Below are 24302 nucleotides of genomic sequence, written 5' to 3'. Positions count from 1 at the left end.
CCTGGCCCGCGCATCACGCTCCCTCCGCTGGCATGACCCAGATCAGGTTGCAGGGTATTTTCTCAGCCCGCGTCGCGGGCACCCCTGGTGACAGCGCGCCAGTATACCGCAGCGGCCGCCGGCTGGCAGCCAACAATCCTTAACAGAGTGGACCCGCGCCTTAACACGCCGATGACAAGCGCCTTCTAAGCTGAATGCATGCTTACGCCCGCTCCGGGCGCGTTTGGAGACCATGCTTGAACCCCATGCCCACCCTTGGCCGGCCGCCGACTAGAGCGGCAGAGGCCATCCGCTTCACCGCAAAAACCGCGCTGGGGCTCCTGCTGGCCGCGCTCAGCCTGCCCCCGCTGGCCCAGGCCGGCATCGGCGTCGCCGGCGCGCGTCATTTGCTGTCCCGCACCGGCTTCGGTGCCAACCCGGCGCAAATCGCCGTGTACGCGCCGCTGAGCCGCGAAGCCGCGGTGGATCGGCTGCTGGCCAATAGCCAGGCCAACGCCGCCACGCCGCCGCCGTCCTGGGTCGACGAAGCCTTCGAGCGGCCGGGGCAGCCCAATTTAGACGAAGAGGCGAAAAAGGCGCTGCAAAAGCTGCGCGCCGAGCACGCGGTGGAATTGCGCGGCTGGTGGCTGAACGAGATGCGCTACACCTCGTCGCCGCTCAGCGAAAAAATGACCCTGTTCTGGCACAACCACTTCGTCTCCGCGCTGGACAAGGTGCGCTCGCCCCAACTGATGTATCGGCAAAACGTCTTGCTGCGCCAGTACGCGCTGGGCAACTTCGGCGCCATGCTGCACGCCGTCGCCCGCGATCCGGCGATGATGCGCTATCTGGACACCGCCAATAACCGCAAGGGCCAGCCGAACGAGAACTTCGCGCGCGAGGTGATGGAGCTGTTCACCCTGGGCGAAGGCCATTACAGCGAACAGGACATCCGTGAAGCCGCGCGCGCCTTCACCGGCTGGGGACTGGATCGCGACGAGCGCTTCGTCAACCGCCCGCGCTTGCACGACGACGGCGACAAGCTCGTCTTCGGCCAGCGGGGCGACTTCAACGGCGACGATGTCTTGGACCTGCTGCTGCGACAGCCGGCCACCGCCGAGTTCATCGCCGCCAAGCTGTGGAAGGCCTTCGTCTCGCCCAAGCCGGATCCGGCCGCCGTCAAGCGGCTGGCCGCCGGCTTCCGCAACAGCCGCTACGAAATCAAGCCCTTGCTGCGCGCGCTGCTGCTAAGCCCGCAGTTCTGGAGCAGCCAGGGCCAGTTGGTGAAATCGCCGCTGGAGCTGACCATAGGCACCCTGGTCACCTTCGACCTGAACCCGCCGGACTGGCGCGCGCTGGCCGGGCTCAACCGTCAGTTGGGCCAGGACGTGTTCGCGCCGCCCAACGTCAAAGGCTGGCCGGGCGGCGAGGCCTGGATCAACAGCGCCACCTTGCTCAGCCGCAAACAGTTCCTGGACCGCATCGCCCGCGACGCCGCGCCTGCGCGCAACGCCTTTGCGCTGCCGGACGGCGGCATGGACGAAATGAAGGGACGCGAGGCGCGCATCAACCGGCTGGCGGCCGCCGGCCTGCGTTCCATCAGGCTGCAGCCGGATGAATGGAGCGCCATCTACCAAATCCGCAGCGCTCAGGACGCCGCCAAACTCTTGCTGGCCTTGCCGCCGGCCAATCCCCTGCCCGAATCCGGCAGCGGCGCGCAAGCCATCGCCCCGCTGCTGCTGGACCCGGTTTATCAAGTTCACTGACGGAAACCCAGCCATGTTCCAGCGACGACAATTTCTCAAAGCCATGGCCGGCGGCCTGATGGTGTCCATACTGCCCAATCTGAGCTGGGCGCTGGCGCCGGCCGGCTATCAACGCCTGTTGGTGCTGATCGAACTCAAGGGCGGCAACGACGGCCTCAACACCGTGGTGCCCTACGCCAGCGCCGACTATTACCGGCTGCGCCCCGGCATCGCGATTCCCCGCAACCAAGTGCTGCCGCTGGACGAACGCCTGGGCCTGCACCCGGCCATGACCGGCCTGCGCCCGCTATGGCAGCAGCAGGAGCTGGCGGTCTTGCAGGGGGTGGGTTATCCCGATCCCAATCTGTCCCACTTCCGTTCCATCGAGATTTGGGAAACCGCGTCCAATAGCCAGCAATACCTGAGCGAGGGCTGGTTGACCCGATTGTTCCGCGAGCAGCCGACGCCGCGCGGATTCGCCGCCGACGGCGTGGTGTTGTCCAGCCAGGCGTTGGGCCCGCTGGACGGCGGCGCCCGCGCGGTGGTGCTGAGCAATCCGCAAGACTTCGCGCGCCAGGCCAAACTGGCCGCGGACCAAGGCCATGCCGGCAGCGGCGCGCTGGGCCACATTCTCAAGGTGGAGGGCGACATCCGCCAGGCCGCCGCCGAACTGAGCCAAGCCGCCAAACCCGTGGCCGCGGCGGATTCGCCGATGGCCGCGCCCCGGCCGGCCGGAGCCTTCGCCCAGGCCGTCGCGACCCTGACCGACACCCTGTCCCGCGGCGTATCCATCGCCGTGGCCCGCATCACGCTCACCGGCTTCGACACCCACGGCAACCAGCCGCCCACCCAGGCGCGGCTGCTGGGAGAGCTGGCCGACGGCATCGCGCTATTGCGCACGCAATTGCAACAGCAGGGGCGCTGGGACGACACCCTGGTGCTCAGCTACGCCGAATTCGGCCGCCGCCCGCGCGAAAACGGCAACCGCGGCACCGACCACGGCACCGCCAACGTCCATTTCGCCGCCGGCGGGCGCGTGCGCGGCGGCCTGTATGGGCAAAGCCCGCAATTGGCCGGCGTCGACGACGGCAACCTGCCTTGCGCCATCGACTTCCGCCAGGTCTACGCCACCGCCATCCAGAGCTGGTGGGGCAAGGACGCCCACAATGTGCTGGGCGGCCGCTTCGCCCCCCTGCCCATTCTGAAGGCATGAAAAAAGCCGGCCCCTAGGGGCCGGCCGTCTATAGAGAACCACTCAGCGATTTACTTCCAGCTGGACGCCAACACCGGCTGCAAAGCCGCCTGATAGTTGTCCGGCAGGTTGACCTGGCCAGCGGCCGGCGGATTGAAGGCCGCCATCGCATTGACCAGCGCCTGCACCTGACTGGCCGCCAGGGCCTTGCCGTCGCCGGACTGGAGGGTCTCGATCTGGTTCGCGGCATTGCCGAACCAGTTGTTAATCGACACCTTGTCCTCAGTGCCGATCACGCTGACCTCCAGGCTGGCGCCCTGACGCTTGAACCACAGCTGGTCGGCATTGACGCCCTGGCCGAACTTCAACACATCCTGGCCGCCGGTGTCGGTGATGCCGTCCTGGCCATCGCCGCGCTCGAACTGATAGGTGTCGTTGCCGTTGCCGCCCTCAAGCACGTCGTTGCCGCGGCCGCCGACCAACAGATCGTTGCCCTCGCCGCCGTACAAGGCGTCATGGCCGCCGTTGCCAACCAGCCAATCGTCAAGCGCGCCGCCGCGCAGGGTATCGCCCAGCTCGGTGCCCAACAAGGGCACGCCCTGCTTCATCAACTGATCGGCGGTCCACTTCGTGCCGGAAACAAAGGTGATCTGTTCGATCCAGTTCAAACGATCGCCAAACCAATCCTTCACCGTCACGCTGTCCTGGCCGTTGATGTGGCGGAACACCATGTCGTTGCCGCTGCGCAGCACCTGGATGTCGCTTTCCTTGATGTCCGCTCCAAAGCGCAGTTCATCGCGGAACGTGTCCACATCCGACACTTCCCGCGCCCGATCAATGATCAGATCCTGACCATCGCCCAGATTGAACAGATACACGTCGCGACCAAAACCGCCCGTCATGGTGTCATTGCCGGTACCGCCCTCAAAGGTGCCGTTCCAGCCATACCACCCTGTGCTCAACTGGTCATTGCCGGCGCCGCCTCGCAAGGTGTCCGCCTCTTCACGCCAGCTGCCGCCTTCGCCGCCGATCAGCGTGTCGTCGCCGTCGCCGCCTTCCAGCAGGTCAGCGCCGTTGCCGCCATTGAGCAGGTCCTTGCCGACGCCGCCGCGCAGCGTGTCGTTGCCTTCTTCGCCGAACAGGCCGTCGTCACCCGCCCCGCCTTCCAGCAGGTCGTTGCCGTTGCCGCCGTACAGCGAATCGTTGCCGCCGTTGCCCAGCATCCAGTCATCGACATTGCCGCCGCGCAGCGTGTCGCCCAGCTCGGTGCCAATCAGCGGCACGCCTTGCTTCATCAGATCGAACGCGGTCCATTTCACGCCGCTGGCGAAGGTGATCAGCTCGATCCAGTTCAAACGATCGCCAAACCAATCCTTCACCGTCACGCTGTCCTGGCCGTTGATGTGGCGGAACACCATGTCGTTGCCGCTGCGCAGCACCTGGATGTCGCTTTCCTTGATGTCCGCTCCAAAGCGCAGTTCATCGCGGAACGTGTCCACATCCGACACTTCCCGCGCCCGATCAATGATCAGATCCTGACCATCGCCCAGATTGAACAGATACACGTCGCGACCAAAACCGCCCGTCATGGTGTCATTGCCGGTACCGCCCTCAAAGGTGCCGTTCCAGCCATACCACCCTGTGCTCAACTGGTCATTGCCGGCGCCGCCTCGCAAGGTGTCCGCCTCTTCACGCCAGCTGCCGCCTTCGCCGCCGATCAGCGTGTCGTCGCCGTCGCCGCCTTCCAGCAGGTCAGCGCCGTTGCCGCCATTGAGCAGGTCCTTGCCGACGCCGCCGCGCAGCGTGTCGTTGCCTTCTTCGCCGAACAGGCCGTCGTCACCCGCCCCGCCTTCCAGCAGGTCGTTGCCGTTGCCGCCGTACAGCGAATCGTTGCCGCCGTTGCCCAGCATCCAGTCATCGACATTGCCGCCGCGCAGCGTGTCGCCCAGCTCGGTGCCAATCAGCGGCACGCCTTGCTTCATCAGATCGAACGCGGTCCATTTCACGCCGCTGGCGAAGGTGATCAGCTCGATCCAGTTCAAACGATCGCCAAACCAATCCTTCACCGTCACGCTGTCCTGGCCGTTGATGTGGCGGAACACCATGTCGTTGCCGCTGCGCAGCACCTGGATGTCGCTTTCCTTGATGTCCGCTCCAAAGCGCAGTTCATCGCGGAACGTGTCCACATCCGACACTTCCCGCGCCCGATCAATGATCAGATCCTGACCATCGCCCAGATTGAACAGATACACGTCGCGACCAAAACCGCCCGTCATGGTGTCATTGCCGGTACCGCCCTCAAAGGTGCCGTTCCAGCCATACCACCCTGTGCTCAACTGGTCATTGCCGGCGCCGCCTCGCAAGGTGTCCGCCTCTTCACGCCAGCTGCCGCCTTCGCCGCCGATCAGCGTGTCGTCGCCGTCGCCGCCTTCCAGCAGGTCAGCGCCGTTGCCGCCATTGAGCAGGTCCTTGCCGACGCCGCCGCGCAGCGTGTCGTTGCCTTCTTCGCCGAACAGGCCGTCGTCACCCGCCCCGCCTTCCAGCAGGTCGTTGCCGTTGCCGCCGTACAGCGAATCGTTGCCGCCGTTGCCCAGCATCCAGTCATCGACATTGCCGCCGCGCAGCGTGTCGCCCAGCTCGGTGCCAATCAGCGGCACGCCTTGCTTCATCAGATCGAACGCGGTCCATTTCACGCCGCTGGCGAAGGTGATCAGCTCGATCCAGTTCAAACGATCGCCAAACCAATCCTTCACCGTCACGCTGTCCTGGCCGTTGATGTGGCGGAACACCATGTCGTTGCCGCTGCGCAGCACCTGGATGTCGCTTTCCTTGATGTCCGCTCCAAAGCGCAGTTCATCGCGGAACGTGTCCACATCCGACACTTCCCGCGCCCGATCAATGATCAGATCCTGACCATCGCCCAGATTGAACAGATACACGTCGCGAGCAAAGCCGCCCGTCATGGTGTCATTGCCGGTACCGCCCTCAAAGGTGCCGTTCCAGCCATACCACCCTGTGCTCAACTGGTCATTGCCGGCGCCGCCTCGCAAGGTGTCCGCCTCTTCACGCCAGCTGCCGCCTTCGCCGCCGATCAGCGTGTCGTCGCCGTCGCCGCCTTCCAGCAGGTCAGCGCCGTTGCCGCCATTGAGCAGGTCCTTGCCGACGCCGCCGCGCAGCGTGTCGTTGCCTTCTTCGCCGAACAGGCCGTCGTCACCCGCCCCGCCTTCCAGCAGGTCGTTGCCGTTGCCGCCGTACAGCGAATCGTTGCCGCCGTTGCCCAGCATCCAGTCATCGACATTGCCGCCGCGCAGCGTGTCGCCCAGCTCGGTGCCAATCAGCGGCACACCTTGCTTCATCAGATCGAACGCGGTCCATTTCACGCCGCTGGCGAAGGTGATCAGCTCGATCCAGTTCAAACGATCGCCAAACCAATCCTTCACCGTCACGCTGTCCTGGCCGTTGACGTGGCGGAACACCATGTCGTTGCCGCTACGCAGCACCTGGATATCGCTTTCCTTGATGTCCGCTCCAAAGCGCAGTTCATCGCGGAACGTGTCCACATCCGTCGCTTCCCGCGCCCGATCAATGATCAGATCCTGGCCATCGCCCAGATTGAACAGATACACGTCGCGACCAAAACCGCCCGTCATGGTGTCATTGCCGGTGCCGCCCTCAAAGGTGCCGTTCCAGCCATACCACGCCGTGCTCAACTGGTCATTGCCGGCGCCGCCTCGCAAGGTGTCCGCTTCTTCACGCCAGCTGCCGCCTTCGCCGCCGATCAGCGTGTCGTCGCCGTCGCCGCCTTCCAGCAGGTCAGCGCCGTTGCCGCCATTGAGCAGGTCCTTGCCGACGCCGCCGCGCAGCGTGTCGTTGCCTTCTTCGCCGAACAGGCCGTCGTCACCCGCCCCGCCTTCCAGCAGGTCGTTGCCGTTGCCGCCGTACAGCGAATCGTTGCCGCCGTTGCCCAGCATCCAGTCATCGACATTGCCGCCGCGCAGCGTGTCGCCCAGCTCGGTGCCAATCAGCGGCACGCCTTGCTTCATCAGATCGAACGCGGTCCATTTCACGCCGCTGGCGAAGGTGATCAGCTCGATCCAGTTCAAACGATCGCCAAACCAATCCTTCACCGTCACGCTGTCCTGGCCGTTGACGTGGCGGAACACCATGTCGTTGCCGCTACGCAGCACCTGGATATCGCTTTCCTTGATGTCCGCTCCAAAGCGCAGTTCATCGCGGAACGTGTCCACATCCGTCGCTTCCCGCGCCCGATCAATGATCAGATCCTGGCCATCGCCCAGATTGAACAGATACACGTCGCGACCAAAACCGCCCGTCATGGTGTCATTGCCGGTGCCGCCCTCAAAGGTGCCGTTCCAGCCATACCACGCCGTGCTCAACTGGTCATTGCCGGCGCCGCCACGCAAGGTGTCCGCCTCTTCACGCCAGCTGCCGCCTTCGCCGCCGATCAGCGTGTCGTCACCGTCGCCGCCTTCCAGCAGATCGGCGCCGTTGCCGCCGTTCAGTGAATCGTTGCCAGCGCCGCCGCGCAGCGTGTCGTTGCCGTCTTCGCCGTACAGGCTATCGTTACCCGTTCCGCCTTCCAGCAGATCGTTGCCAACCCCGCCGTACAGGGTGTCGTTGCCGGCGCCGCCGAACAGGCTGTCGTTGCCTTCATTGCCGAACAACTGGTCATCCCCGGCCAGGCCGAAGATCACGTCATTGCCCTTGGCTCCCTTCAGCGTATCCGCGCCGTCGGTGCCGTTCAGGGTCACGGCCGCCAGGCTGATCAGTTCGAGCAGACTCCAGCTGCCGCCGTTGGCGAACACGATGCTGCCGGACCATGAGCTCTGCACCGACATGCCGGCCTGGATGGTGATGCTGTCCACGCCGTTGCCATGTCGCAGCACCACATCGTCGCCAATGCGCACCACGGTGATGTCGGTCACCGAAATCCCCACGCCGAAGCGGATCTCCTCGTAGCTGCTCCAAGCGAGGTTGACGCCCTTTTCGCCATAGCGAATGGTGTCCTGGCCGTCGCCCAGATTGAAGATATAGACATTGCGCCCGGCGCCGCCTTCCAGCACGTCGTTGCCTGCGCCGCCCTTCAAGGTGTCGTTGCCGCCGCGGCCAATCAGGGTGTCGTTGCCGGCGCCGCCGTCCAGCAGGCTGCCGCCCGCGCCGCCGATCAACACATCATTGCCGGCGGTGCCGATATAGATGCCGCTGGCCCACTGATTGATCTGCACTGAGGTCCAGCTGCTGCCGTCGGCGAACACCACGCCGCCCACCCAGTTGCTCTGGCTGAGGAACCAGCCCTGGATCAGCACCGAATCCACGCCGTTGACGTGTTGCAGCAACACGTCGTCGCCCACGCGCACCACGGTGATGTCGGTCACCGAGATGCCGGCGCCAAAGCGGATTTCGCTCTGGTGGCTGACGCTGACGTTCAAGGAGTTGTTGATCACCACGTCGCGGCCGTCGCCCAGATTGAAGACGTAGATGTCTTGGCTGCCGCCGCCCTTGAGGGTGTCGTTGCCCTTGCCGCCTTCCAGGATGGCCGTGCCGCCGCCGCTGCTGATCAGCACGTCGTTGCCGGCGCCGCCCTTCAGGGTGTCGTTGCCGCCGCCGCCGATCAGCACGTCGTCGCCGTCGCCGCCGTCCAGCAGGTCATGGCCCTTGCCGCCCTTGAGGACGTCGTTGCCGCTGGTGCCGATGAAAATGCCCGCGGCGAACTGATTGATCTGCACCGAAGTCCAGCTGCTGCCGTCGGCGAACACCACGCTGCCCACCTGGGACAATTGGCTGCTAAACCAGCCCTGAATGCGCACCGAGTCGCTGCCGTTGACGTGTTGCAGCACGATGTCGTCGCCTACGCGCACCACGGTGATGTCGGTCACCGAAATCCCCGCGCCAAAGCGGATTTCGCTGCTCATGCCCACCGATACGTTCAGCGAGCTGTTGATGATGAGATCGCCGCCGTCGCCCAGATTGAACACATAGATGTTCCGGTCCGCGCCGCCGCGCAAGGTGTCGTTGCCCTTGCCGCCGTCCAGGATCACCGTGCCGCTGCCGGTGGCGATCAGCACGTCGTTGCCGTTGCCGCCGCGCAAGGTGTCGTTGCCGCCGCCGCCAATCAGCGTATCGTCGCCGTCGCCGCCTTCCAGCAGATCGCTGCCGCTGCCGCCGTGGAAGGCGTCGTTGCCGCTGCCGCCCACATAGACGCCTTTGACGAACTGGTTGATCTGCACTGCAGTCCAGCTGCCGCCGTCGGCGAACACCACGCTGCCCACTTGCATGCTCTGGCTGCTGAACCAGCCCTGGATGCGCACCGAGTCGCTGCCGTTGACATGCTGCAACAGCACGTCGTCGCCAATACGCACCACGGTGATGTCGGTCACCGCGATGCCGACGCCGAAGCGGATTTCGCTGCTCACGCCCACCGACACGTTCAGCGAATTGTTGATGATCACATCGTTGCCGTCGCCCAGATTGAACACATAGATATTGTGTTCGCTGCCGCCTTGCAGGGTGTCGTTGCCCTTGCCGCCTTCCAGGATGGCCGTGCCGCCGCCGCTGCTGATCAGCACGTCGTTGCCGGCGCCGCCCTTCAGGGTGTCGTTGCCGCCGCCGCCGATCAGCGTATCGTCGCCGTCGCCGCCGTCCAGCAGATCGCCGCCCTTGCCGCCGGTCAGCACGTCCTTGCCGCTGGTGCCGCCCGCGGCCACCACCATGGTCAAGAGCTCGGCCGCGCTCCATTTGGAGCCGTCGGCGAACAAGACCACGCCGGCCCAGCCGGTCTTGTCGACCAGGCCGTTCTTGACGCGGATGCTGTCCTGGCCGTTGACATGCTGCAACAGCAGGTCATTGCCTGCGCGCAGCACGCGGATGTCCTTGGCGCTGATGCCGGCCTTGAAGCGGATTTCATCGTTGGCGCTCAAGGCGGCGATCTTGCCGATCTGGGCACCGTAGTTGATCAGGTCGCGGCCGTCGCCCACGCCGAAGACGAAGGTTTCACGGCCCTTGTTGCCGATCAGCACATCGTCGCCGGCCCCGCCTTCCATCGTGGTGTGGCCGCTGACGCCGCCTTGCAGCTGGTCGTCGCCGGCGCCGCCGCGCAAGGTGTCCTCGCCGCCGTTGCCGATCAGAGTATCGTTGCCGGCGCCGCCGTCCAACAGATCGGACTGGCCGGAGCCCAGCAGCAGATCGTCGTCATCGCCGCCGGTCTGCACCTCCAACAGTTTCTGCGCCAGTTCCGCGCCCAGCCAGACGCTGCCGTCGGCGAACACGATCTGGCCATGCCAACCATGCTCAAGGCTGAAGCCCGCCTGGATGGTGATGGAGTCGCGGCCGTTGGCGTGGATCAGCACGATGTCGTCGCCCTGGCGCTCCACCCGGATGTCGTCCACCGAAATGCCGACGCCAAAGACAATGCGGTCCTGCAAGGTCACGCTGACGTCCACACCGTGCGCGGCGATCACGTCCGCGCCGTCGCCCAGGCCAAACTGGTAAATCTCCGCGCCGGCGCCGCCCACCAGGGTGTCGTTGCCCGCGCCGCCGATCAGCACGCTAACGCCCGCGCCGCCGCTGACCAGCACATCATTGCCCAGGCCGCCGATCAAGGTATCGTTGCCGCCGCCGCCGATCAGCGAATCATCGCCTGCGCCGCCGTCCAGCAGATCGCTGCCTTCCCAGCCGATCAAGGTATCGTTGCCGCTGCCGCCCAGCTGGGTCAGCTTGATATCGGCCTGGGTCCAGACCACGCCTTCGGCGAACACGATGCGCTCGATACGGCTGGACGCGCTGGCGAAATAGCCTTCCACCACCAGGCGGTCGCTGCCGTTGACGTGGATCAGCACCAGGTTGTCGCCCTGGCGGCTGACGCTGACGTCCTTGACCAGGATGTCGGCGCCAAAACGGATTTCGTCTTTCACCGACACGTCCACGCCGCCGGCGTCGCGAATCACGTCCACGCCGTCGCCCAGGTTGAACAGGTAAACATCGGCGCCGGCGCCGCCGATCAGCAGATCGTTGCCGCGACCGCCGTGCAGCACATTGTTGCCGCTGCCGCCGTCCAGGGTGTCGTCGCCGTCGCCACCCAGCAAGGTGTCGTTGCCGTCTTCGCCAAACAACTTGTCATTGCCGGCGCCGCCGTCCAACAGATCGTCGCCGCCGCGGCCGTTCAGCACGTCATTGCCGCCCAGGCCGATCAGATGATCCTTGCCCAGCCAGCCGTTGAGGATTTCCTTGCGCTCGCTGCCGGTCTGCACGATCACGCGCTGCGCCAGATCGTTAATGCCCCATTCGCCGCCGTCGGCGAATACGATGCGCTCGATCCAGAAGCTCTTGTCGGCGAACCAGCCCTTGATGGTGACCGCGTCGTCGCCGTTGCGGTGGGACAGCAGCAAATCGTCGCCCACATGCTCCAGCTGGATATCTTCCGGGCGGATGCCCGGGCCGAAGCGCAACTCGTCGCGGTAGGCCGGATCAGTATCCGCCGCGTCGCGCTTGTCCTGGGCGTTGTCGGTGATGGTGTCGAAACCGTCGCCCAGATTGAACAGATAGATGTCCTTGTCCGCGCCGCCGATCAGGGTGTCGTTGCCCTCGCCGCCGGCCAACACATTGTTGCCGCTGCCGGCATTGAGCAAATCGTCGCCGGCGCCGCCTTCCAGCGTGTCGTTGCCTGCATAGCCGTTGAGCACGTCGTCGCCGGCGCCGCCCTGCAGCAGATCATTGCCGTCATAGCCGTTCAAGGTGTCGTTGCCGGCACCGCCCTTGAGCACATCGTCCTGCGGGCCGCCTTCCAGCACGCCGCCCAGGTCGCTGCCCGTTACGCTTGTCGTCATAACTTGTTTCCTTATCAATATTTGTTTGTGTCATCACGCACTACGATTTACTGCTTGGTACTGCTCTTGCCGGTTCCACCGCCTAAGAGCCTGTTCAAAGTCTGCTGCGCTTCGGCGATACGGCGTTGAAACCCCCTTCGAAATACTCGTGTACCACTTGTACATTCCGCTTTCTCAGTGGTTTTCGCCTTGTCTCGCCCTTGCTCGCGAGACTTTGAATAGGCTCTAAGCCGCCTTCACTCCGCCGGCAAACCCAACAACCGTCGATAGCCCGCCAGCCCCGCCTCCACGCTGTAACGCGCCGCCGTCTCCCGCGCCGCACGCCGCAGCCCGCCGCCGTCCGTCTCCAAGGCCGCCCCCACCTTCTCCGCCAACGCCGCCGCGTCGAAGAAGTCGGTCAGCTCGCCGTTCTCCCCGTCCCGGATCACTTCCCGCACCGGCGCGGTGTCCGACGCCACGATGCGGCAGCCGCTGGCCATTGCTTCCAGCAGGCTCCACGACAGCACGAAGGGATAGGTCAGGTAGACATGGACCGCCGACACTTGCAGCACCTTTCGGTAAACCTCGTATGGCACTTTGCCCAGGAAGTGCACCCGCTCCGGGTCCACCGGCTTGTCCCGCAGCAATTTTTCGCGCCAGTTGGCCGCGTCGCGCGGCGCGCTGCCGTAGCTGACGCCGTCCCCGCCGACGATGACGATCTGGCTGTCCGGCCGTTGCCGCAGCAGCGCCGGCAGCGCGCGCATGAAGCTGTGGAAGCCGCGATAGGGTTCGAGGTTGCGCGCCACATAGCTGACGATGGGCTGGCCGGCGCGCAGCGTCCGGCCGTTGGGCAGGGCCAGCGTCGCCGTCGGGTCCGGCCCCAGTTGGCCGCAGCGGATGCCTTCGTGCTGGATCTGCACGCTCGGCCGGTAGGCCGCCGGGTGCAGGCTGTGTTGCCAGTGGGTGGGGGTGACGCTGTGATCGGCGTGTTCCAGGTTGAGCAGGTGCAGCGCGTTGCGCGCCCGCAGCCGCGCCGCGCCGTCCAGGCTGAGCGGGAATTCCGGATCGAAGTCGGCGTCGGCCCCTTGGCCGTGGTAGTAGTACTCGCTGTAGTGGATCAACCGCGCCGCCGGGAACAGGTCTTTGAGGAACAGGGTTTCGCCCCAGCCAGGGTGGGCCAGGATGACGTCCGGTCGGTAGCCGCGCTGTTGCAGCGGCTGTAAGGCGCGCAGCACGGCCTGGCCGTGCAGCACCGCGTCTTCGTAGCTGTGCAGATAGGGGTGGGTGTGCCGGTACGGGCCGCGGTGCGGCCGGTAACGCAGCAGTTTGACGCCGGCCAGGCCGGGCGCGCTGTCGCGCCCCACCGCCAGCAGCTCGATGTCCGACCGCCCGGTCAGGTGTTCGGCGATGTGGCGCAGTTGGCCGGGGAAGTTTTGATGGATCAGCAGCAGTTTCATCTCAACGCTCGCGCAGGCCTTCGCCAACATGCTGTTGCAGCGGGCTGCTGCCTTTTTTTATGGAGACACATCCCTATAGCCCGCCTATTAGCAACATAAAAACCCCAAACGCATTAACATTAATCACACCCCAATAATTTGTTTTCAAATTCAAGCCTGAGTCACCCACTCTAAACCTAATAAAAACAAGAAATGAAATGAATTGAAAAAACACAAATTTAAGTTGCTCAAAATGAAAACCACTCAACCCAATCGACCTAACAAAAAGCGCACCAAATACAAAAACCCAAACAAGCGCACTAAACCCATCAATTGTGCGCACCAATAAAGGACCTAAGTCTCTAGCATATTTCACAACAAACCCCCAGCATCAATAGCATGCCTATTCAACAAACAAGCTCACTCACCACTGCCACTCCAATATTGAAAAACCGTGGCACTCACAAATAAAATTTATTTCCATCAACACTTGCCATCAAAATATCCAAACCACCATAAACGTTATTAGTGAGCTCCCCTTAATTTCATCTCAACGCTCGCGCAGGCCTTCGCCCACGTGCTGTTGCAGCGGACTCAGGAAGTAGTCGATCACCCGCCGCCGCCCGGTCTTGATTTCCGCGCTCACCGTCATGCCGGCGCTGAGCCGCACCCGCGCGCCGTCTATGCTCAGGTGGTCTTGCTTCAGCCGGATCCGCGCCAGGAACACCAAGCCCTTCTTCTCGTCTTGCATCGCGTCGTGGCTGACGCTGTCCACCACGCCGTCCAGGTAGCCGTAGCGGGTGTAGGGGAAGCTTTCCACTTTGACGGTGGCCGCCTGTCCCGGCCGCACAAAGCCGATGTCTTTGTTTTCGATCTGCGCTTCGATTTCCAGGGTTTCGTCCCGCGGCACCACCGCCAGCAGCGGCTGCGCTTCGGTGACCACGCCGCCCACGGTGTGGATGGCCAGTTGCTGCACGCTGCCGGCCACCGGCGCGGTCAGCCGGGTCAGCGCCTGCCGTTGGCCGGTCTTTTTCTGGTCTTCGCCGTATTGGCGCATTTGTTCGCGCGCTTCGCGCAGTTTGTCGAGGGCCTCGCTGCGGAAGTTGGCTTGCAGCGCTTTGCGTTCTTGTTCTTGCCCGGCGATGGCGGCGTCAAGTTCTTGCAGCCGGCTTTGCTGGCTGGCCAGGTCGCCTGCCTGTTCGATGCGCGCTTGTTGTTTGTCCAGGTAGGCGTGCTTGGAGATGAAGTTCTTGGCCAGCAGGTCTTGGTAGTCGTGTTCGCGCGCGGCGGCGATGCGGCCGGTGGCTTGCAGTTTGCTCACTTGCTGGCGGGTGGTGGCGTGTTCGGCCTGGCGTTGGCGCAGGGTGGCGTTCAGCGCTTCGAGCTTGGCCTGGTAGCCGCGCCATTGGCCCAGCGCCAGGCTTTCTTCGGCCAATCTCTGGCTGTCGGCGACGCCGGGGGTGGCCGGCAGCTGCGGCAGCCGGCCGCTGTCCAGCGCGTTCAGCAGCGCCTGGTAGCGCGCGGCGGCCAGCGCGGCGGCGGCGTGGGCGTCGTCGGCTTTTTGTTTGTCGGCGCTGGCGCTGGTGGCGTCCAGTTCGATCAGCACTTGGCCGGCCTTGACTTGCTGGCCGTCGCGCACGTGGATGGCTTTGACCACGCTGGGTTCCAGCGGCTGCAGGATTTTGGTGCGGCCGCCGCTGACGGTCTTGCCGCCGGCGACGGCGACGATGTCGAGCCGGCCCAGCGCGGACCACAGCAGCGCGATGAGGAATAGCGCGCCGATCAGGCGCATGCTCCACATCGGCAGCGGGGACAGCGGGCTGTCGGTCAGTTCCAGGTGGGCGGGCAGGAAGGCCAGTTCGTCTTCGCGCCGCGGCTGGGGGTCCAGTTGGCGGCGGATGGCCCAGTGCGCGGCAAAGGCCTGCCGGTAGCGCCGCGCGAAGTCGCGCAGCGCGTGCAGTTGGTGCTTCATGTACGGGTTTATCCTTGTTGCAGGCTGTGCAGGCGGGCGTAGTAGCCGTCGGGCTGGCGGAGCAGGTCTTCGTGGCGGCCGCTTTCGACGATGCGGCCTTGGTCCATGGCGATGATGCGGCTGGCGCCGCGCACGGTGCTCAAGCGGTGGGCGATGATGAGCACGGTGCGACCCTGACAGATGGCGCGCATGTTTTGCATGATCGCGCGTTCGGATTCGTAGTCCAGCGCGCTGGTGGCTTCGTCCAGGATCAGGATGCGCGGCTTGCTGATCAGCGCGCGGGCGATGGCGATGCGCTGGCGCTGGCCGCCGGACAGGCTGGCGCCGTGTTCGCCCACCATCGTGTCATAGCCTTCGGCCTGTTCCATGATGAAGTCGTGGGCGCCGGCCAGTTTGGCCGCCTGGATCACGTGGTCCAGCGCCAGCCCGGGTTCGGCCAGCGCGATGTTGTCGCGGATGCTTTGGTTGAACAGCAGGTTTTCTTGCAGCACCACGCCGATCTGCCGCCGCAGCCAGGCCGGGTCCGCCAGCGCCAGGTCGTTGCCGTCCACCAGCACGCGCCCGGATTCGGGCACGTACAGCCGTTGCACCAGCTTGGTCAGCGTGCTTTTGCCGGAGCCGGAACGGCCGACGATGCCGATGACTTCGCCGGCCCGGATGTCCAGGCTGAGGCCGCGCAGGATTTCCGGGCCGTCCGGCCGGTAGCGGAACACCACCTGGTCGAACTGGATGCGGCCCTGGATCGCCGGCAGCGCCGCGCGGCTGGCCGGCAGTTCGCTGCGGGTGTTGAGGATGTCGCCCAGCCGTTCCACCGAGATGCCGATCTGCTGGAAGTCTTGCCACAGTTGCGCCAGCCGCACCACCGGCGCCGCCACCTGGCCGGCCAGCATATTGAAGGCGATCAGTTGGCCGACGGACAGCTCGCCGGCGATCACCAGCCGCGCGCCCAGCCACAGGGTGGCGACGGTGACCAGTTTCTGGATCAGTTGCACGCCGTTCTGGCCGATATTGGCCAGCCGGGTGACGCGGAAGCCGGCGGCCACGTAGGCGGCCAGTTGGTTGTCCCAGCGCCGGGTCATGTGCGGTTCCACCGCCATCGCCTTGATGGTGCCGATGCCGCCCACCGCTTCCACCAGGAAGGATTGGTTGTCGGCGCCGCGCGCGAACTTCTCGTCCAGACGCCGCCGCAGCAGCGGGGTCAGCCCGGCCGACCACAGCGCGTAGCACGGCAGCGACACCAGCACGATCAGGGTCAGCCAGCCGCTGTAGTACCACATCACCGCCAGGAACACGAAGGAGAACAGCAGGTCCAGCACCGTGGTCAGCGCCTGGCCGGTGAGGAAGTTGCGGATATTGTCCAGCTCGCGCACCCGCGCCACGGTGTCCCCCACCCGCCGCGCTTCGTAGTAGGCCAGCGGCAGCGCCAGCAGGTGGCGGAACAGCCGCGCCCCCAGTTCCACGTCGATGCGGCTGGTGGTGTGGGCGAACACGTGGCTGCGCAGCGCCGACAGCGCCACATTGAACAGCGACAGGATCAACAGCCCGACGGCGATCACGTCCAGGGTGTTGAAGGCGCGGTTGACCAGCACCTTGTCCATCACCACCTGGAAGAACAGCGGCGTCACCAGCGCGAACAGCTGCAACACCAGCGACACCGCCAGCACTTCCAGCAAGAGCTTGCGGTATTTGACGATGGCCGGCACGAACCAGGTGAAGTCGAACTTGGCCAAGGCCCCCGCCGCCGACGCGCGCGAGGCCATCAGCAGCAGCCGGCCGGCGTAGCGCGCCGTCAGTTCCGCCTGGCTCAGCACTTGCGGCCGGCCGTGCTTGAGGTCGTGGATCAGCACTTTGTCGCCGTCGCAGCGGGCGATGATGAAGTGTTCGCCGTCCGGCCGCAGCGCCAGCGCCGGCAAGGCGGTCAGGCTGAGGCGGTCCGGGCTTTGTTTGACGATGCGGGCTTTAAGGTCCAGACCTTTGGCGGCCAGCAGCAGGTCGGTTTCGCTGAAGGGTTCGGCCTGGCGGCCGTATTGATGGGTGAGTTGCGCCGGGTCGGCGGCTACGCCGTGGAACTGGGCCAGCAGGACCAGGCCCAGCAAGCCCAAATCGCTGATGTTTGCGGAGGAGGCAGAACCGTCCGTATCCGTTTGAGCAAGCATAATGACCGATTGTATTTAATGATTGGGGGCACGATATGCCACACCATTACCCAATACAAGTAACACATTCACATTTTATTATGTGATTATTTAGCGCAACCAATAAGTGTTTGTTTGAAATAAAGCTTTTATTGATCTGCAATATTCTAAGTAAAACTACGCATTGACCGTGCAGCGCGCCAAATTGGGCGCCGTTTGCCCTCATGCCGGATGTCATGCGAGCAAGGATTCCCCAAGCCGTCTAGATTGGTACAATAAGCGTCCCGTGACGCCCGCCCGCGGCGGCCGTCCGCCCGTTCACGAGCCCAGCGCCTGATGACCACCGCAAACAGGCCCCCAGAACACCCCAGCATAGGCAGCAGATGACCAGTCCGAACCAGGCCGCCAACCCGGCGCCCACCGCCGAAGAACCGGTGCTCCGCGCTCCGGAAAACGAAAACACCCTGGCCACGCTGGCCATTCCGCTGGGCGAGACCATTCTGACGCTGACCGCCAACGGCACGCCCATTTACGGCATCTTGCAGCGCAGCCGGGCCATGACCGAGCAATCCGACTTCTTCCGGCTGCAGTTTCGCGGCTACGCCCGCGCCGACGGCCACCGCTGGCAGTTGTTCGAGGGCGAGGACAGCCATTTCCAAGCCGCCCACAACTGCGCCTGGGTGCGCGTGGACCGGCCCAGCCGCACTGTCACCTTCGGCCCCAAAAGCGGCGTGCAGGCCAGCCCCGGCTTTGTCGGCACCGGACTCGACGCTTTTCTGTTCGCCAGCGTCATCGCCTGGGCCAAGGGCATTTGTCCGGATCACGCCATCAGCCCCGGCATGATCGCCATGAGCCAGACCTCGTCGGAAGAAGAACGGCTGCAACGCAACGCCTTTTACGCCAGCCAGGGCTTTGAATTTGAATGGCAGGACGCCAACCAGCGTTCCGCGCTGTACTTCAAGGACAAGGTCAACAAGCTGCTGGGGGTATGGAATAAGGAACTGATCACCGAGGTGGGCGGCGAGGCGATGCTGCAATCGCTGGCGCGGCAGGACGAAACCCGCGCCGAGCTGGAACAGCGGCTGGAAAAACTGGAAAGCGTGCACGACAACCTGAAACGGGCGCTGCAAAAAGAACGCACCACCGCCCAGATCCTGACCGGGGTGCTGATCCTGTTCGCGATCTGCGGACTGTGGGCGGTGATCTAAGAGCCTGTTCACGATCTTTCTGAGTGATGGCTCCAAGGCCTGGAATCCGCTGCGCGGATGATAGTTTGCATTGCCGGGGCTGCCCGGCGGGCAGGAAGGGGAATTTGCGCGGCCAAATTCCCCTTCACCCCAAAGGCCGCCCTGCAAGCCTGGCCTGCGGCTTCCCGCCGGGTCCCGTCAGGCCCGAGGCGCGGCTGAACTCGCGATTTGCTAACGTCAAATCGCTCAAACAAAGCAGCCGCTTAAAACCTCGGGCCTGCCACCCGACGGCAGGCTTGAAGGGAGTTGGGGCGCATCGGATACGCGGTTTCCGATACACCAAACCGTGTTTCAAAGCACAGACAAAAGATCGTGAACAGGCTCTTAGAGCCTCCCCGTCCGGCTGCCCTGCCTTGACCCTCCCCGCCCCGTCGGCGACAATCCCCGGGCGCCGCTCTCATTAGCGGCGCCGGGATTGGCGTCCCGCCCTGTACACAACGGACTCGCACCTCATCTGGGTGCGGTCCTGCTTTACCATGGCTATGCCACTTGGCAGGTGCATGGTGGGAGAGTGTCATGCACTCGCCGGTTTGTGTACACGGTAACGCCAATCCTGCCACGCGCCTGCCCAATACCTCGCTTTTCAGGCAGGCGGTTTATCTTGTGTCACAGCAGGAGAAACAGCATGTCCCCTATCCTACCCCGCCGCCGCTACAAGCTGGCCGCCATCGAACAGCAGGAAACCCTGCTCCCCTTCGTCCGCTACATCCCGGAGCGCGACTATCCGCATTACTGGCAGATGCCGGAAGCCGACGATGACTTCGACGCCATGTGCGCCTACGGCCGCGAATGCGCGGCTCACCTGCTGCAATGGCTGAAGGATAATCGTTATTACGTGGGCTACGGCCTGCTAAGCCGGGTGGCGCGAGACATCGACTTCAACGCGCGTGAGCAGCGCGGCTACTGGATTGGCTTTTTCAATTATCTGGAGCAGATGCTGTTCTTGGGCGCGCAGCAAGTGAAGGTTTACCGCCACGTGGACAGCCTGCATCAGATGCATGCCGGCAAGAGCAGGCGCAGGCAGTTAGAGGAACGCTTCGGCCTCTAGCACGGCGGGCGGTGATTCCGCCCTCGGACGGAGCCCGCCCTGTATTCCATACGCAGGCGGAGCCTTGCTTGGGTTCCGCCTCGCCTCCCGGCGAGGCACTTCAGGCGCTTGGCGCGCCGCCCAACACCTTGTAAACATCCGCCAGGTTTTTCAATTGCTCCTGACGCAGCCGGATCAGCGCGGACTCGCTGCCGCGCCGCGCCTTGGCCGCGTCCAGCCAGGTTTGCACGTCAACCGCCCCGGCGCGGTAGCGGCTTTCCGCCAGTTGTTCGCTGCGCCGGTTCAAGGCCAGCGCGTCGGCTTGCAAGCGAGCGGAGCCTTGCAGCCGCTGGCGCGCGCTCAGCGCGTTGTCCACCTCTTGATAAGCGCTGTACAAGGTCTTGCGGAAACTGACGGTTTCCAGCTCGTAATCAGCCTGGCTGCTCTTCAATTGCAGGCCTTGCTTGCGCCACTCAAGGAAGGGCAAGGACAGGGACGCGCCCAGCGTCAGCAGCGGGTTTTGCACCAGGCTGCTCAGCGCGCCGCTGCTGGAGCCCAGCGAACCGGTCAGTTTCAGCGCCGGGAAGAAGGCCGCGCGCTCCTGGTCCACCTTGGCCAGCTTGCCGCGCAAGCGCGCTTCCGCGGCCATCAGGTCCGGCCGCCGCTCCAACAGGCTGCTGGGCAGGCCGGCGTTTATCGCCGGCAAGGCGGGCTCCAGCGGCAGCGCGGCGATAGCCGGCAGCGCCGCGCCGGACGGGTGGTCCAGCAATAGCGCCAAAGCGTTTTCCTTTTGCCCGCGCTCCTCGGCCAGCCCCAATAAGTCCGCCTGTTGACTCAGCACCGCGCTGCGCGCCTGGGTGACGTCCTGTTCGCTCGTCGCGCCGGCGCGCCATTTGGCTTCCGCCAGCGCCTGGATGCGGCGCAGGTCCGCCAGATCCGCCTGCCCCAGCGTCTGCCGCGCCTTGAGCGCGGCGATGTCCCAGTACAGGCCGGCGGCGGCGCTGTCCGACAACAGGCGGGCCGCGGCTTCGTCATAGGCGCTGGCGCGGAACTCCTGATCCGCCGCGCGCAAGCGCGCGTCCACCCGCCCCCATAGGTCCAGCTCGTAACTGGTGTTCAAGCTGCCGCCGCTGCTGCGGCTCCAGGCCGAGGACTCTCCCAGCGTGCGCTTGGTCCCGGCATTGATGTCGCCGCTCAAGGAGGGCAAGGCGTCGCTGCGCTCCAAACCTGCCGCGAGCTGGGCCTTGCGCAGCTTGAGCAGGGCGATGCTCAGATCCGGGTTGCGGCTGCGCGCCTGCTCCAGCACCGCCAGCAAACCGGCGTCGTCAAAGCCTTGCCACCAGCGCTCGCGGCTCATGTCCGCCTGGGCGTGGGACGGGGCGCCGCGCCATTGCGCCGGCGCTTCCAGCGCTTGGCGCTGATACGGCGTGCTCTGGCAGCCGGCCAGCAAGAGGGCCAGGCCCAAAACAGTGAGATTGGATTTCCAAAGCGTCAAACACTTACTCCCGCGCCAAGGCGTCAATCGGATTCAAACGCGCCGCGCTGCGCGCCGGCAGATAGCCGAACACCACGCCGATGGCGGTGGAACACGCCACCGCCAGGAGGATGGCCTTCAGCGACAGGGCCATTTTCCACTTGCTGACCAAGAGCGCGAACACAAAGCTGATGCCGTAGGACAGGCCGATGCCGATGGCCCCGCCCACCAGGCAGACCAGCACCGCCTCGGTCAGAAATTGCTGCAAGACGTCGGACTGGCGCGCGCCCACCGCCATGCGGATGCCGATTTCACGGGTGCGCTCGGTCACCGACACCAGCATGATGTTCATCACGCCGATGCCGCCCACCACCAGTGAAATCACCGCGATCAGGGTCAGCAACAGGGCCAGGGTGCGACTGGTGTTTTCCACCGTTTTCAGCACCTCGTCCATATTGAAGGTGAAGAAGTCCTTGCCGCCATGGCGCAAGGTCAGCAGTTGGCTGATCCCCTTTTCGGCCAGCGCGGTGGGCTGGCCTTCCTGGATGCGCACCACCATGTAGTCGAAATAAGCCTGGCCGAACAGCCGGCTGCCGGCGGTGCTGTAGGGCATCCACATTTGCAGCGATTTGCCGCCGCCGTTGTCCTTGGTTTCCACCACGCCGATCACGGTGGCCGGCACGCTGCCCACCAGCACCACTTGGCCGATGGCGTCCGCGTCGGCGAACAGTTTGCGGCGGGCGTTGTTGTCTATCACCACCACCTGGCGCTGCATGCGCACGTCGTCGCGGCTGAAACCCAGGCCGGCAACCACTTTCAAGCCGCGCACGCGCAAATACGTGCTGTCCACGCCGGACACCGAGGCGTTGACGTCGACATTGCGGTAGCGGATGCGCAGGCTGTTGCTGGTGACCGGCGACACGCTGTCCACATAGGGTTCCTCGGCCAGCGCGGCCAGATCGCCGGGCAAGAAGGTACGCACGCCGTCGGCCTTGTCGTCGCCCCAGTCCTTGCCGCGGTACACGGTGATGGTGTTGGTGCCGATGGAGCGGATGTCGTTCAGCACGTAATTGCGCGCGCCCTCGCCCACCGCGATGATGGACACCACCGAGGTGATGCCGATGATGATGCCCAGCATGGTGAGCACGGTGCGCAGCCGGTTGGCCAGCATGGCGAGCATGGCCATCTTGAAGGCTTCGCTCATGCGTTCGCGCCAGGCCGGGCCGGGCTTGGGCCGGCGCGGCTCGCGCGCGTCCACAACCGGACGCGGCGCGTCGGCGGCGCTGTCGCGCAGGATCTCGCCGTCGCGGATCTCGATGATGCGTTCGGTCTGCGCGGCGATGGACGGGTCGTGGGTGACGATGATGATGGTGTGACCGGCGGCGTGCAGTTCCTTGAGGATGGCCATCACTTCTTCGCCGCTGTGGCTGTCCAAGGCGCCGGTGGGTTCGTCGGCCAGGATGATGTCGCCGCCGTTCATCAGCGCCCGGGCGATGGACACGCGCTGCTGCTGGCCGCCGGACAGCTGGCCCGGGCGGTAGTCTTCCTTGCCGGCCAGGCCCAGCCGCGCCAGCAGCTGGCGCGCGCGTTCGCGCCGCGCTTCCTGGCTCATGCCGGCGTACACCGCCGGCATCGCCACATTGTCGATGGCGCTCAGATGCGGCAACAGGTGGTAGCGCTGAAAGATGAAACCGAAATGCTCGCGCCGCAGCGTGGCCAGCTGGTCCTTGTCCAGCGCGCCCACGTCGCGCCCGCCCACCTGGTAATGACCGGCCGAGGGCTGATCCAGGCAGCCCAGGATGTTCATCAGCGTGGACTTGCCGGAACCGGAGGCGCCGATGATGGCCACCATCTCGCCGGCGCGGATGTCCAGGCTGACCTCCTTGAGCACCGCCACTTCTTCATCGCCGGACGGAAACCGGCGCCACACTCCGGACAGCGTCAGGCTGGCTCCGCTCATGCGCTCACCATCACGCTGCCGCTGGGTTCTTCTTCCTTGCCGCCGGCTTCGCTGGTCACCACTTTCTCGCCGGCTTTCAAACCATCCAGGATCTGCACACGGGTGGCAGTCTTCAGGCCGATGCGCACTTGGCGCTCATGCAGCTGGCCGTCCTTGCCCTGCACCTTGACGCTGTGGTGTCCATCCTTGCCGGCCGCACCCAGCGCGCTCAGCGGAATATTCAAGGCCTGCTTGGACTCCGCCAGCACGATGCTGATCTGCGCGGTCATGTCCACGCGCAGCTTGCCGTCCATGTTCTTCACATCGAACAGCGCCTTGTAGAAGTTGGCGTTGTTGATTTTTTCCGGCGTCGGCAAGATGGCGCGCAGCTTGCCGCGGATGGGCCGGTCCGGCGCCCCCAACACGGTGAAATACACCGGCAGCCCGGCCTTGACGCGAATCACGTCGGCCTCGGCCACCTGGGCGTGCACCGTCATCGTGCTCAGGTCCGCCAGTTTCAGGATCACCGGCACCGTCTGGCTGGCGATCACGGTCTGACCCTGCTGGGTGACGATTTCGATCACCTCGCCGTCCATCGGCGCGGTGATGCGGGTATAGCCCAGCGTGGTGCGGTTCTTGTCGATCTGGAAACGGTTCTGGCGAATCTGCGCCTGCAAGTCGTCCAGCTCCGCCGTCTGGCTCTGATAGGCGGTTTCCGCCGCCAGCAGGTCTTTTTGCGAGGTGGAGCCCTCGCTCATCATCTGCTTCTGGCGCGCCAGCTCGCGCTCGGCCTGGCGCAGCGTGGCCTGCTTGCTGCGCAGCTGAGCCACGCGGGACTCCAGTTGCGCCTCGGAAACCTTCAAATCGTTGAGGCTGTTTTCCGGATCGATCTCGGCCAAGAGCTCGCCCTTGCCGACTCGGTCGCCGGCCGCCACCTTCAGGATTTTCAACTGTCCGCTGGCCTGGGCGCCCACGTCCACTTGCCGCAGCGGCTTCAGCACGCCGCTGGCCAGCACCACGTCCTCCAGATCGGCGCGGGTCACCTCCGCGGTCAGCACCTGCGGCGCCGGCTTGGGCGCCAGCCACAGCCAAAGCCCCCAGGCGGCCAGCGCCAGGACGGCCAGCAGCGCAATGCCGTTGCGCCACGGCCGCCGGCCCAGATTGACGCGGCGGCGTCCTTGCAAGGAGCCGATCAAATACAGGGGGAGCAAAAGCTTACGAATCCAACGCTTCCAAAATGTCATGTGGCGAGAAACCAAAGCGGAAATGAGGAAAACATCTTAGGACCGCGGGCAACGGGCATTGGTTGCACCCCGCGTCGACAATACGCATTT

Annotated in this window: 11 protein-coding genes and 1 riboswitch; of the genes, 4 read left to right on the top strand and 7 right to left on the bottom strand. The window is 64.8% G+C overall.

Annotated features, from left to right (window positions below; translation table 11 throughout):
• Nucleotide 1 precedes the first annotated feature (1 nt).
• Nucleotides 2-96, bottom strand: a riboswitch (TPP riboswitch).
• 149 nt (nt 97-245) lie between these two features.
• Complete coding sequence (locus tag JC616_RS09065) at nt 246-1745, top strand: DUF1800 domain-containing protein (protein ID WP_227108575.1); 1500 nt, start codon at nt 246-248, stop codon at nt 1743-1745.
• A 13-nt stretch (nt 1746-1758) separates the two neighbouring features.
• On the top strand, nt 1759-2937 hold the full coding sequence (locus JC616_RS09060; RefSeq protein ID WP_227107838.1) for a DUF1501 domain-containing protein: 1179 nt from the start codon (nt 1759-1761) through the stop codon (nt 2935-2937).
• A gap of 50 nt (nt 2938-2987) precedes the next feature.
• On the opposite strand, the gene JC616_RS24500 is transcribed toward JC616_RS09060, so the two are convergent.
• From JC616_RS24500 to JC616_RS09025, 4 genes are all read right to left on the bottom strand, one after another.
• A complete protein-coding gene (locus tag JC616_RS24500) occupies nt 2988-11759 on the bottom strand; it encodes a calcium-binding protein (RefSeq protein WP_264372999.1) in 8772 nt (2923 codons plus the stop codon).
• Nucleotides 11760-11995: 236 nt separating this feature from the next.
• Nucleotides 11996-13195 carry a glycosyltransferase family 4 protein gene (locus JC616_RS09035; protein WP_227107836.1) on the bottom strand — a complete coding sequence of 400 codons (1200 nt, stop codon included), beginning with the start codon at nt 13193-13195 and terminating at the stop codon, nt 11996-11998.
• Nucleotides 13196-13724: 529 nt separating this feature from the next.
• The gene (locus JC616_RS09030; protein ID WP_227107834.1) at nt 13725-15146 is read right to left on the bottom strand and encodes an HlyD family type I secretion periplasmic adaptor subunit; all 1422 of its coding nucleotides are present in this window, start codon (nt 15144-15146) and stop codon (nt 13725-13727) included.
• An 8-nt stretch (nt 15147-15154) separates the two neighbouring features.
• A complete protein-coding gene (locus tag JC616_RS09025) occupies nt 15155-17302 on the bottom strand; it encodes a type I secretion system permease/ATPase (protein WP_227107832.1) in 2148 nt (715 codons plus the stop codon).
• Nucleotides 17303-17664: 362 nt separating this feature from the next.
• On the opposite strand from JC616_RS09025, the gene JC616_RS09020 reads away from it, so the two are divergent.
• Together JC616_RS09020 and JC616_RS09015 are read left to right on the top strand one after the other, a co-directional pair.
• Complete coding sequence (locus JC616_RS09020) at nt 17665-18489, top strand: hypothetical protein (RefSeq protein WP_107801110.1); 825 nt, start codon at nt 17665-17667, stop codon at nt 18487-18489.
• 664 nt (nt 18490-19153) lie between these two features.
• The gene (locus tag JC616_RS09015) at nt 19154-19576 is read left to right on the top strand and encodes a hypothetical protein (protein WP_227107830.1); all 423 of its coding nucleotides are present in this window, start codon (nt 19154-19156) and stop codon (nt 19574-19576) included.
• A 100-nt stretch (nt 19577-19676) separates the two neighbouring features.
• Here JC616_RS09015 and JC616_RS09010 read toward each other — a convergent pair whose 3' ends face one another.
• Genes JC616_RS09010 through macA form a run of 3 tightly spaced genes read right to left on the bottom strand, consistent with a single transcriptional unit; the run spans nt 19677 to nt 24179 of the window.
• Nucleotides 19677-21050: an efflux transporter outer membrane subunit gene (locus JC616_RS09010; RefSeq protein ID WP_227107828.1), complete on the bottom strand. Its 1374-nt coding sequence runs from the start codon at nt 21048-21050 to the stop codon at nt 19677-19679.
• A 4-nt stretch (nt 21051-21054) separates the two neighbouring features.
• Entirely contained in the window at nt 21055-22989 is a 1935-nt protein-coding gene (gene macB, locus JC616_RS09005; protein ID WP_227107827.1) for a macrolide ABC transporter ATP-binding protein/permease MacB, read from the bottom strand.
• Nucleotides 22986-24179, bottom strand: a complete 1194-nt coding sequence (gene macA, locus JC616_RS09000) for a macrolide transporter subunit MacA (protein WP_227107825.1) — start codon at nt 24177-24179, stop codon at nt 22986-22988. The genes macB and macA overlap by 4 nt, the downstream gene beginning before the upstream one ends.
• Between the last annotated feature and the right edge of the window lie 123 nt (nt 24180-24302).

It is taken from the genome of Chromobacterium rhizoryzae, from assembly GCF_020544465.1.
Taxonomy (GTDB): domain Bacteria; phylum Pseudomonadota; class Gammaproteobacteria; order Burkholderiales; family Chromobacteriaceae; genus Chromobacterium.
This window is presented reverse-complemented; position numbering and strand designations above follow the sequence as displayed.

Coding starts and splice junctions, on each gene's coding strand:
- macB (WP_227107827.1), bottom strand. CDS start 22,989: ATGAGCGGAGCCAGCCTGACGCTGTCCGGAGTGTGGCGCCGGTTTCCG.
- JC616_RS09025 (WP_227107832.1), bottom strand. CDS start 17,302: ATGCTTGCTCAAACGGATACGGACGGTTCTGCCTCCTCCGCAAACATC.
- JC616_RS09035 (WP_227107836.1), bottom strand. CDS start 13,195: ATGAAACTGCTGCTGATCCATCAAAACTTCCCCGGCCAACTGCGCCAC.
- JC616_RS09030 (WP_227107834.1), bottom strand. CDS start 15,146: ATGAAGCACCAACTGCACGCGCTGCGCGACTTCGCGCGGCGCTACCGG.
- JC616_RS09065 (WP_227108575.1), top strand. CDS start 246: ATGCCCACCCTTGGCCGGCCGCCGACTAGAGCGGCAGAGGCCATCCGC.
- JC616_RS09060 (WP_227107838.1), top strand. CDS start 1,759: ATGTTCCAGCGACGACAATTTCTCAAAGCCATGGCCGGCGGCCTGATG.
- JC616_RS24500 (WP_264372999.1), bottom strand. CDS start 11,759: ATGACGACAAGCGTAACGGGCAGCGACCTGGGCGGCGTGCTGGAAGGC.
- JC616_RS09020 (WP_107801110.1), top strand. CDS start 17,665: ATGACCAGTCCGAACCAGGCCGCCAACCCGGCGCCCACCGCCGAAGAA.
- JC616_RS09015 (WP_227107830.1), top strand. CDS start 19,154: ATGTCCCCTATCCTACCCCGCCGCCGCTACAAGCTGGCCGCCATCGAA.